Below are 9,571 nucleotides of genomic sequence, written 5' to 3' on the forward strand. Positions count from 1 at the left end.
CCCGCGGTGAGCGCCCCGGCGCCCACGGCCGTGCCGCGGCGCAGCACGTCTCTGCGGTCCCTCATCCCCAACCTCCCGGTCTGCCTGATCGGACGGACGGCTCCCAACCTGGCAAGCGGCCGGCGGACGCGGCAGCATCCATCGTGACCGGTCCCGATAGGTTCGTGCCATGCACGCTGTGGCAGTCCTGGCTCCGCGCGGCGCTGTCGGCTTCGATCTGACCGTCGCCTGCCAGGCGTTCGCCCTCGCGCGGCTGCCCGACGGCGCTCCGCCGTACGAGGTGCTGGTGTGCGGGGACGCGGCGGTCACCGGGACGGCGGCCGGAGTGCCGTGCTTCGAACTGCGGCCCGCGCACCCGCTGGAGGCGGCCCTGGGCGCGGACACGATCGTGGTGCCGGGGGTGGACGGGCAGGCCGGCCAGGACCCGGCGGTCGTGGACCTCCTGCGGCGGGCCGCCGACCGGAACATCCGGGTGGCCTCCATCTGCACGGGCGCCTTTCTGCTGGCCGAGGCGGGGCTGCTGGACGGCGCGGCGGCGACGACGCACTGGCTGGCCGCCGAGCAGCTCGCGCGCGGCTATCCGGCGGTCCGGGTCGACCCGGGGGTGCTGTTCGTGGACAACGGGCAGGTGCTCAGCTCGGCGGGCGCCGCGGCGGGCCTCGACCTGTGCCTGCACCTCATCAGCCGGGACCACGGCGCGGCGGTCGCCGCGAAGGCGGCCCGTGCCCTGGTCGTACCGCGGCGCCGCGAGGGCAGCACGGCCCAACTGGTCCGGCCGCCGGTGGTACGCGGCGGCGACGACGGCGGGCAGGACCCGCTGCACGCGACCCTGGACTGGCTCTACCGCAATCTGCACCGCCCGCTCACCCTGGCCGACGTCGCCCGCGAGGCGGGGATGAGCGTGCGCCATCTGCACCGCAGGTTCCAGGCGCTGACCGGGACGACGCCGCTGCGGTGGCTGCTGTGGGCCCGTATCGAGCGGACCCGCGAGCTGCTGGAGACGACGGACCTGCCCGTCGAACGGCTCGCCGGCATCGCGGGCTTCGGCTCGGCGGTGTCGCTGCGCGCGCACTTCCGGCGGCACACCGGGACGACCCCCACCGCGTACCGCCGGAAGTTCCGGGCTCCGCCGGGGGCTACCCCCACCCCGAACCCGGCGGGCTGCCGGATATCCGGTGCCGGGCGGCGTTCCTAGGGTTGGGCCCATGAACAGGACCACCGCAGCCCGCAGCACGCTCGCCCTCGCCGCGACCGCCGTCCTGGCCGTCTCCGGCTGCACGGACCAGGTCAGCGAAGGCAAGGCGGAGCACCGGAGCTTCGCGTTCAAGGGCAGGAGCCTGACCGTCGTGACGGACAGCAAGCTGGAGCTCGTGCCCGGCGGCAGCGGTGGCGGCAGCGCGGATGTCACACGGTGGTTCAAGGCGTCCAAGGTCGCCGGGACGGCGAAGACCTCCTGGACGCTGGAGGGCGGCAGCACGCTCCGCCTCAGCAGCAAGTGCAGCGGCTTCGTCGTGGACTGCTCCCTGCGGCACCGGGTGAAGGTCCCGCGGGACGTGGCGGTCACCGTACGGGCGCAGGACGGCCGGGTCATCGTCGGCGGCGGCTTCCGCGCGCCGCTCTCCGTGCGCACCCGGGAGGGCAACATCAACGTCAGCGGCCTCTCCGCGCCGCTCACCCTGAAGACGCGGGACGGCAATGTGCGCGCGGAGCGGCTGCGCTCCCGCTCGGTGCGGGCCACGACCGCCGAGGGCTACCAGCTCATCGGCTTCAGCGAGGCCCCGTCCTCCGTCCGCACGGCCAACCGCGACGGGCGGACGACGGTGACCGTGCCGAAGGCCCCGAAGACCGCGTACCAGGTCGGCACCCGGACCCGCGACGGGTCCGCGAAGGTGGCGGTGCCGCGCGCCGGGGAGGCGGGGCACCGTATCGACGCCACCACCCGCGACGGCCGCATCGCGCTCAGGACCCGCTGACCGCGCCGCCGCGCCGTCGCGCCGTCGCACCCCAGGACTGGTGGCCCCGCCCTGCGGACGGGGCGGGCGGGGCCACCGACCGGCTGCTCAGGGCAGGTTGCGGGCCATGACGATCCGCTGGACCTGGTTGGTGCCCTCGTAGATCTGCGTGATCTTGGCGTCCCGCATCATCCGCTCGACCGGGTAGTCGCGGGTGTAGCCGTAGCCGCCGAGCAGCTGGACCGCGTCGGTGGTGATCTCCATGGCGGCGTCGGAGGCGTAGCACTTCGCGGCGGCGCCGAAGAACGTCAGATCCTCCTTCCCGCCCCCGGCGGCCACCCGCTCGGACTTCGCCGCGGCGGCGTAGGTGAGCTGGCGGGCGGCCTCCAGCTTCATCGCCATGTCGGCGAGCATGAACTGCACGCCCTGGAAGTCGCCGATCGGCTTGCCGAACTGCCGGCGCTCGGCCACATACCCCTTGGCGTAGTCGAGGGCGCCCTGGGCGATGCCGAGGGCCTGGGCCGCGATGGTGATACGGGTGTGGTCCAGGGTCTTCATCGCGGTGGCGAAGCCGGTGCCCTCGGCGCCGATCATGCGGTCGGCCGGGATGCGGACGCTGTCGAGGTAGACCTCGCGGGTGGGGGAGCCCTTGATGCCCAGCTTCTTCTCCGGGGCGCCGAAGGACACGCCCGCGTCGTCCTTCTCCACGACGAAAGCGGAGATGCCCTTGGTGCGCTGCTCCGGGTCGGTGACGGCCATGACGGTGTAGTAGTCCGAGACGCCCGCGTTGGTGATCCAGCGCTTGACGCCGTTGAGGACGTAGTGGTCGCCGTCCCGCACGGCCCTGGTCTTCATGCCGCCCGCGTCCGACCCGGCGTCCGGCTCGCTCAGGCAGTACGAGAACATCGCCTCGCCCTTGGCGAGCGGGGAGAGGTAGGTCTTCTTCAGCTGCTCGGAGCCGGAGAGCAGGACGGGGAGGGAGCCGAGCTTGTTCACGGCGGGGATCAGCGAGGACGAGGCGCACACCCGTGCGACCTCCTCGATGACGACGACCGTGGCGAGCGCGTCGGCGCCCGCGCCGCCGTACTCCTCGGGGACGTGTACCGCGTGCAGGTCGCTGGCGACCAGCGCGGTGAGGGCCTCCTGGGGGAAGCGGGCCTCCTCGTCCACCTCGGCGGCGTGCGGAGCGATCTTTGCCTCGGCGAGCGCGCGTACCGAGTCGCGCAGCATGCCGTGCTCTTCCGACGGCTGGTAGAGGTCGAAATCAGACGCCAAGGTGTCTCACTCCTCTGAGAGCGTGCATGCTAACTACCGTTAAGTAACTCAATTTTAGTGGGCCGGGGCCGCCCGCGGATACGTGAGGTTCGTGACAGGGCCGGTCCCGTTTTATGCTCGCGGGCAGCGTCTGCCTGCAGCAAGGAGAATCGACCATGGCCCGGACGAAGATCACCGTGATCGGCCTCGGCTACCTCGGCGCCACCCACGCCGCCGCCATGGCCGAGCTGGGCTTCGACGTGCTGGGCCTGGACGTGGTGCCGGAGAAGATCAAGCTGCTGGAGCAGGGCCGCACCCCGATGTTCGAGCCCGGCCTGGAGGAGCTGCTGCGCGCGCATGCGGCCGGGGTCGGGGGCTCGACCGGGCGGCTGCGCTTCACCGACTCCTGGGCGGAGCTCGGCGACTTCGGCGACGTGCACTTCATCTGCGTCAACACCCCGCAGAAGCACGGCGAGTACGCCTGCGACATGAGCTACGTCGACGCGGCCGTCGAGTCGCTGGCCCCGCAGCTGACGCGGCCCGCGCTGGTCGTGGGCAAGTCCACGGTCCCGGTCGGCAGCGCGGAGCGGCTGGCGGCGCGGCTCGCCGAGCTGGCGCCCGCCGGGGAGGACGCCGAGCTGGCCTGGAACCCGGAGTTCCTGCGCGAGGGCTTCGCCGTGCACGACACGCTGCACCCCGACCGGCTGGTCGCCGGCGTGCGCAGCGCGCGCGCCGAGCGCCTGCTGCGCGAGGTCTACGCCCAGCCGATAGCGGAGGGCTCCCCCTTCATCGTCACCGACTTCCCCACCGCCGAGCTGGTGAAGACCTCGGCCAACTCCTTCCTCGCCACCAAGATCTCCTTCATCAACGCGATGGCCGAGGTCTGCGAGGCGGCGGGCGGCGACGTGGCCAAGCTCGCCGAGGCGATCGGGCACGACGACCGCATCGGGAGGAAGTTCCTGCGCGCGGGCATCGGCTTCGGCGGCGGCTGTCTGCCCAAGGACATCCGGGCCTTCATGGCGCGGGCCGGCGAGCTGGGCGCCTCCGAGGCGCTGACGTTCCTCCGCGAGGTCGACTCGATCAATATGCGGCGCCGCGCGCAGATGGTCGAGCTGACCCGCGAGGCGGTGGGCGGCGCGCTGCTGGGCAAGCGGATCGCCGTGCTGGGCGCCACCTTCAAGCCCGACTCGGACGACGTACGGGACTCGCCGGCGCTGAACGTCGCCGGCCAGCTGCACCTCCAGGGCGCCCAGGTGACCGTGTACGACCCGAAGGGCATGGAGAACGCCCGCGCCCTCTTCCCCACGCTGGGCTACGCGGCCTCGGCGCTGGAGGCCGTACGGGGCGCCGATACGGTGCTCCACCTCACCGAGTGGCGCGAGTTCAAGGAGCTGGACCCGGCGACGCTGGGGGACGCGGTCGCCGAGCGGCACATCCTGGACGGGCGCAACGCGCTGGATCCCCAGGTGTGGCGGAAGGCGGGCTGGACGTTCCGCGCCCTCGGCCGCCCCACCGCCTGACACCCCTCCGTCGTCAGAAGGGCCCTAGGGGGTGTTTCGAAAGCCCCGTGCGGCGCATGGGGCGTCCGGTGCGTGCTCTCGGCGTGCCGGGTGAAAGCCCTCGTACTGGGCGTACTCGGGCTTTCGGCCGGTGCGGCGAGAGCACGTGCCGGGCGTTCCAGGTGGCGTGCGGGGCTTTCGAAACACCCCCTAGCCGCGAGGGCGGCGTCTCGCCCGGTAGCCGCGCATCTTGGCGCGGCTGCCGCACACGGCCATCGTGCACCACCGGCTGCGCCCCGCCGGGCTCCGGTCGTAGTACACCCACTGGCAGTCCCCGGCCGCACACGCCTTGAGCCGGCGCCACGATCCGTCCACCGCCGCCACCGCCACCCCCGCCGCGATCCGCGCGGTCAGCTCCGCGACCCCGTCGAGGCCCTCAGCGGGCCGCAGCGCGGCGTCCCCGTCCCGTCCGACGTCCAGCGCGAGCCAGGCCCGGCCCAGGTGCCGGGCCAGCGCGTGCCCGGCGCCGGGCGGTATCGGGGTGCCCGCGTGCGCCAGGCACGCGGCCCGCAGCAGCTCCCGCAGCTCCCGCAGCTCGCCGCGCTCGCGCGCGGAGACCCCGAAGCGCGCGAGCCCCTCCCGGGTGTCGAGGGCGTCCTCGCCCGTCTCCACGTCCAGGGTGTTCACCAGCTCCTGCACCAGACGGAGGGACTCCGGTGCGCTTCTGTCCGTCACCCTTGTCACGTTACCGGCGGGCCCGCATCATGGGGTAACGGACGCCGTTACCCCATGATGCCGTCTAGCGGTAACGGAGTGATCGAGGAAAGGGGAGCCCCATGGCCATCGCCACGATGGGTGTCGTCGTACTGGACTGTCCGGATCCCAAGGCGCTCGCCGAGTTCTACGCGCGGGTGCTCGGCTGGCAGGTGGTGCCGGACGAGGAGCGGGCGGACGAGTGGGTGGAGGTGGCGGACCCCGGCTCCGGGTGCCGCCTGGCCTTCCAGGCGTCGCCCGGCTACCTCCCGCCCCGGTGGCCGAGCCTGGAGCGCGCACAGCAGCTCCATCTCGACTTCGATGTGCCCCGGGAGCGGCTGGACGAGGCGGAGCGCGAGGTCGTCGCGCTCGGGGCCCGCCTGGTCCAGGGCGACGGGGGCGGTGAGCGCGACTTCCGCGTCTATCTGGACCCGGCGGGCCATCCGTTCTGCCTGTGCGTGTGCGCGTCCTGACGGCGCGGCTCAGCGCCCGCCGCTCACCGTCACCTTCTCGCCGTTGTTGAGCTGGTCCACCAGCTTCTTGACCCGCTCCTTGTCCCAGGCCAGGTTGCCGCCGGGCGCGGGGCCCGCGATCGGCATGTTCATCGAGGTGCCGCCGCCGCCCGAGACGCCCTTCATCGCCCAGAACATCCGGGCGAGCTTCCACAGGCTCATGTCCTTGTCGACCCGGACCGAGTCCAGGCCCGAGCCCATCGTCGGGTAGAACCGGAACGGGTTGAGCACCGTCCAGGGCGAGGCCACCTTGCTGCCCAGCGCGGAGAGGAACTTCTGCTGGTTCTTCGTCCGGTCCAGGTCGCTGCCCTTGAGCGCGTACCGGGTCCGGACGAACGCCAGCGACTCCTTGCCGTTGAGGGTCTGCTTGCCCTTCTTCAGATCGGCGCCGGACTTCTCGTCCTTGATGTCCTGCGGGATGTCCAGCTCGACGCCGCCGACCGCGTCCACGATCTTCGCGAAGCCGCCGAAGCCGATCTCCGCGTAGTGGTCGATCCGCAGTCCGGTGTTGGCCTCGACCGTGCGGACCAGCAGTTCCGGGCCGTCCTTGGCGTAGGCGGCATTGATCTTGATGTGCTGGCCGCGCGCCGGGTACTTCCTGCCGGAGTCGGAGCCGGTGAAGGAGGGCAGCACCGCGTCCGAGTCGCGGGGGATCGAGATCAGGGCGTCCCCGCCGCCGCCCACGTGCAGGATCATGATCGAGTCGGTGCGGCCCTCGTCGGTGGGGCCGCCGGTGTGGAGGTCCTTGCGCTCCTCCTTCGACATGCCCTCGCGGCTGTCGGAGCCGACGATCAGGTAGTTGGTGCCGTCGCCGCCCTCGGGCCGGTCCTGGACGATGCTGAGGTCGACCTCGCGGCGCAGCTTGGAGTCGGCCCAGAAGTAGGTGCCGAGGGACCAGGCCAGCACCACGACGACCAGGATGATCGCACCCCACTTGATCCGGCGGCGCCAGTTCGGGCGCGGCCGGTCGTCGGGGCCGCGGCCGTCCCCGGGCCCGCCGCCGCTGCCGCCGCCGCCGTAGACCTGGCCGGTGTTGTAGCCCGAGTCGTAGCCGCCGTGCTCGCCGTGATGTCCCTCATAGCCGCCCTGGCCCTGCTGCCCGCCGCCGTAGCCGCCGCCGTAGCCGCCGCCCTGCTGGCCCCCGTAGCCCTGGCCCCCGTAGCCCTGGCCGACGGGTCCGCGGGACTGCGGTGGGACACCGGGGCCGGAGGTGTGGGGCATGGGACGTGTGGGGTCCGGATGGGGCGCTCCGCTGCCGCCTCCTCGCCGGCCCCGGGAGTCGTCGGTCCAACCGTCGGGCCACTGATTCATGGAGGCAGTCTGCCTCCCCGGACCGGGCCCGACACAGGGCGGATACGTCTTCGGGGAGCGCCTGTAGCAGAGCTGATGCATTTCCGCGCGCCGGAGCCGGGCGATCTCGGTCACACCGCCGGAAGGAGTCATTCCAGGCAGATCGTGACGCGGTGCGCACCGCTTCCGCGCGCTTAACCTGGGGGGTATGACTGACCACGCCACCACCGCGGAGGGCACGCCCGCCGGCAAGCCCACGTCGGCATCCCGGACCACCCTGAGCCACATCATGACGGCCAGCGAGACGAACCTGCTCGGCACGGTGCACGGCGGCGTGATCATGAAACTGGCCGACGACGCCGCGGGCGCGGTGGCCGGGCGCCACTCGGAGGGACCGGCCGTGACCGCCTCCATGGACGAGATGGTCTTCCTGGAGCCCGTCCGGGTCGGCGATCTGGTGCACGTGCGCGCCCAGTGCAACTGGACGGGCCGCTCCTCGATGGAGATCGGCGTCCGGGTCATGGCCGAGCGGTGGAACGAGTCGACCCCCGAGACCCAGGTCGGCTCGGCGTACCTGGTCTTCACGGCGATCGACGAGGACGGCAAGCCGCGGACCGTGCCGCCGGTGATCCCGGAGACGGAGCGGGACGAGCGGCGGTACCAGGAGGCGCAGATCCGGCGTACGCACCGGCTGGCCCGCCGCCGTGCGATCAGGGAACTCCGCGAGCACCGCCAAGCCGAGGGCATCGACGCCGCGTAACCGCCCCGCAGGGGCGCGGGGAACTGCGCGCCCGGCCACAGAGCACCCGCAGACTGCGAAGCGACAGCACGGGGCAGCCCCGACCCAGCAAGCTCCCCCAACACCACACCTAGTCGCAACCCACCTTGTCACCCCGCACCGGCGCATCGCCGTGGTCCGCGAGCGGGTTGGCCCGAACCGGCCGCACCTCCTGCTCCGGGTTCCCGACGACCACCCGCAGCAGCGGCCCCTGCCCGGCCACCCGCACCAGCTCGGCACCCGGCAGCGCCGCCGCCAGCGACCGCGCCGAGCGGTCCCAGCCGGGGTCGTACGCGATCGTCGTGCGCCCGGGACGGGACCGGCTCGCGTTGCCGGGCGCCTGGGTCGTCGCGAACCCCGTACCGCGCAGCTCGCGGTCGATCCGGCGGCCCAGCCCGGTCACTTCGGTGCCGTTCTCCACCTTGACCCGGATGCCGCCCGGCGCGACCTCCACCCGCGCGGGCTTCGCCGGTGTGCCCGCCTTGCCGCCGTTCGCCGCCGCCTCCCGATCCGCCGCCTCCCCCTCGGCCGCCTTCCCGGCGTCCGCCAGCGGCCGGTCCGCGCGCAGCGCCGCGAACAGCCGGTCGGCCTTCTTCCGGTTCCACCGCACGGTGGAGCCCAGTCCGGGCACCCGGTGGCCCGGGTCGGCGACGGGCACCGAGGCGAACTCCGAGGACGCCGGGGAGAAGCCCCGCATCGCCTGGCCGAGGGCCATCATCTTGGCGCTGTCGAACCCGCGGTCGGCGCGTACGGAGTCCAGCAGGGTCCGTGCGACCTTGTTGAAGCGGACCGGGTTCATCAGCACGTCGCGGTCCGTCGCGCGGGCCACGACGGACGCCAGGAAGCGCTGCTGGCGCTTCATCCGCCCCAGGTCGGAGCCGTCGCCGAGGTGCCGGGCACGGACGTACTGCAGGGCCTGGCCGCCGTCCAGCTTCGTCGTCCCCGCGGGCAGGTCCAGCCCGGAGTGGCTGTCCTTGAGCGGCTTGCGGGTGCACACCGGCACCCCGCCGAGCACGTCGACGGTGCGCATGAAGCTGGTGAAGTCGACCTCCAGGTAGTGGTCGACGCGCAGCCGGGTGAGGCGTTCGACGGCCCGTACGGTCAGCTTCGGACCGCCCGTCGTATAGGCGGAGTTGAGCTTGGCGGGGCGTGCGGCGACCCGCTTGCCCGTCGTACGGTCCCGGTGCGCCGGCAGTTCGGTGTAGGTGTCGCGCGGCAGGCTGACGACGCTGGCGCGCTCGCGGTCGGCCGACAGATGGACCAGCATCAGCGTGTCCGTGCAGTCGCAGGCCGAGCCGCCCAGCCGGAGCTTCTCCTGCTGCGCCGCGGAGATCCCCTCGCGCTGGTCGGTGCCGACGACCAGGATGTTCACGCCGCCGCCGCCCGCGGGCCGGCTCGTCAGCCCGTCGAACGGGTCCACCCGGCGCAGATCCGCGTCCAGGTCGGTGACCATGGCGTGCCCGGCGCCGCTCGCGGCCAGCACCAGCGCGGAGGCGCCGATCGTCAGCCGCAGCCCCCAGCGGGGCCGGGGCC

General features: G+C 72.9%; 9 protein-coding genes. 5 read left to right on the top strand and 4 right to left on the bottom strand.

The window, feature by feature from the left end; translation table 11 throughout:
* Positions 1-169: 169 nt before the first annotated feature.
* Both G5C65_RS23660 and G5C65_RS23665 read left to right on the top strand, forming a co-directional pair.
* Complete coding sequence (locus tag G5C65_RS23660; protein WP_165300932.1) at positions 170-1,195, top strand: GlxA family transcriptional regulator; 1,026 nt, start codon at positions 170-172, stop codon at positions 1,193-1,195.
* Between the two features lie 10 nt (positions 1,196-1,205).
* Positions 1,206-1,973 carry a DUF4097 family beta strand repeat-containing protein gene (locus G5C65_RS23665; protein WP_165300933.1) on the top strand — a complete coding sequence of 256 codons (768 nt, stop codon included), beginning with the start codon at positions 1,206-1,208 and terminating at the stop codon, positions 1,971-1,973.
* Positions 1,974-2,060: 87 nt separating this feature from the next.
* Here the strand turns inward: G5C65_RS23665 and G5C65_RS23670 are convergent, their stop codons facing one another.
* Positions 2,061-3,227 (bottom strand): acyl-CoA dehydrogenase family protein, encoded by a 1,167-nt coding sequence (locus tag G5C65_RS23670; RefSeq protein ID WP_277608095.1) that lies wholly within the window; start codon positions 3,225-3,227, stop codon positions 2,061-2,063.
* A gap of 155 nt (positions 3,228-3,382) precedes the next feature.
* Between G5C65_RS23670 and G5C65_RS23675 the strand changes: the two genes are divergently transcribed.
* Positions 3,383-4,726, top strand: a complete 1,344-nt coding sequence (locus G5C65_RS23675) for a UDP-glucose dehydrogenase family protein (RefSeq protein ID WP_165300934.1) — start codon at positions 3,383-3,385, stop codon at positions 4,724-4,726.
* Positions 4,727-4,915: 189 nt separating this feature from the next.
* Here the strand turns inward: G5C65_RS23675 and G5C65_RS23680 are convergent, their stop codons facing one another.
* Positions 4,916-5,440 (bottom strand): CGNR zinc finger domain-containing protein, encoded by a 525-nt coding sequence (locus G5C65_RS23680; protein WP_165300935.1) that lies wholly within the window; start codon positions 5,438-5,440, stop codon positions 4,916-4,918.
* A gap of 101 nt (positions 5,441-5,541) precedes the next feature.
* On the opposite strand from G5C65_RS23680, the gene G5C65_RS23685 reads away from it, so the two are divergent.
* On the top strand, positions 5,542-5,931 hold the full coding sequence (locus tag G5C65_RS23685) for a VOC family protein (protein WP_165300936.1): 390 nt from the start codon (positions 5,542-5,544) through the stop codon (positions 5,929-5,931).
* Between the two features lie 9 nt (positions 5,932-5,940).
* Here the strand turns inward: G5C65_RS23685 and G5C65_RS23690 are convergent, their stop codons facing one another.
* Positions 5,941-7,281 carry an LCP family protein gene (locus G5C65_RS23690; protein WP_165300937.1) on the bottom strand — a complete coding sequence of 447 codons (1,341 nt, stop codon included), beginning with the start codon at positions 7,279-7,281 and terminating at the stop codon, positions 5,941-5,943.
* Positions 7,282-7,468: 187 nt separating this feature from the next.
* Here G5C65_RS23690 and G5C65_RS23695 point away from each other — a divergent pair, with 187 nt between their 5' ends.
* Positions 7,469-8,020 carry an acyl-CoA thioesterase gene (locus G5C65_RS23695; RefSeq protein ID WP_165300938.1) on the top strand — a complete coding sequence of 184 codons (552 nt, stop codon included), beginning with the start codon at positions 7,469-7,471 and terminating at the stop codon, positions 8,018-8,020.
* A 109-nt stretch (positions 8,021-8,129) separates the two neighbouring features.
* Here the strand turns inward: G5C65_RS23695 and G5C65_RS23700 are convergent.
* The coding region (locus tag G5C65_RS23700; protein ID WP_478501608.1) for an LCP family protein at positions 8,130-9,571 on the bottom strand (1,442 nt) is incomplete at its 5' end.

Source organism: Streptomyces boncukensis (assembly GCF_011045075.1).
Classification (GTDB): domain Bacteria; phylum Actinomycetota; class Actinomycetes; order Streptomycetales; family Streptomycetaceae; genus Streptomyces; species Streptomyces boncukensis.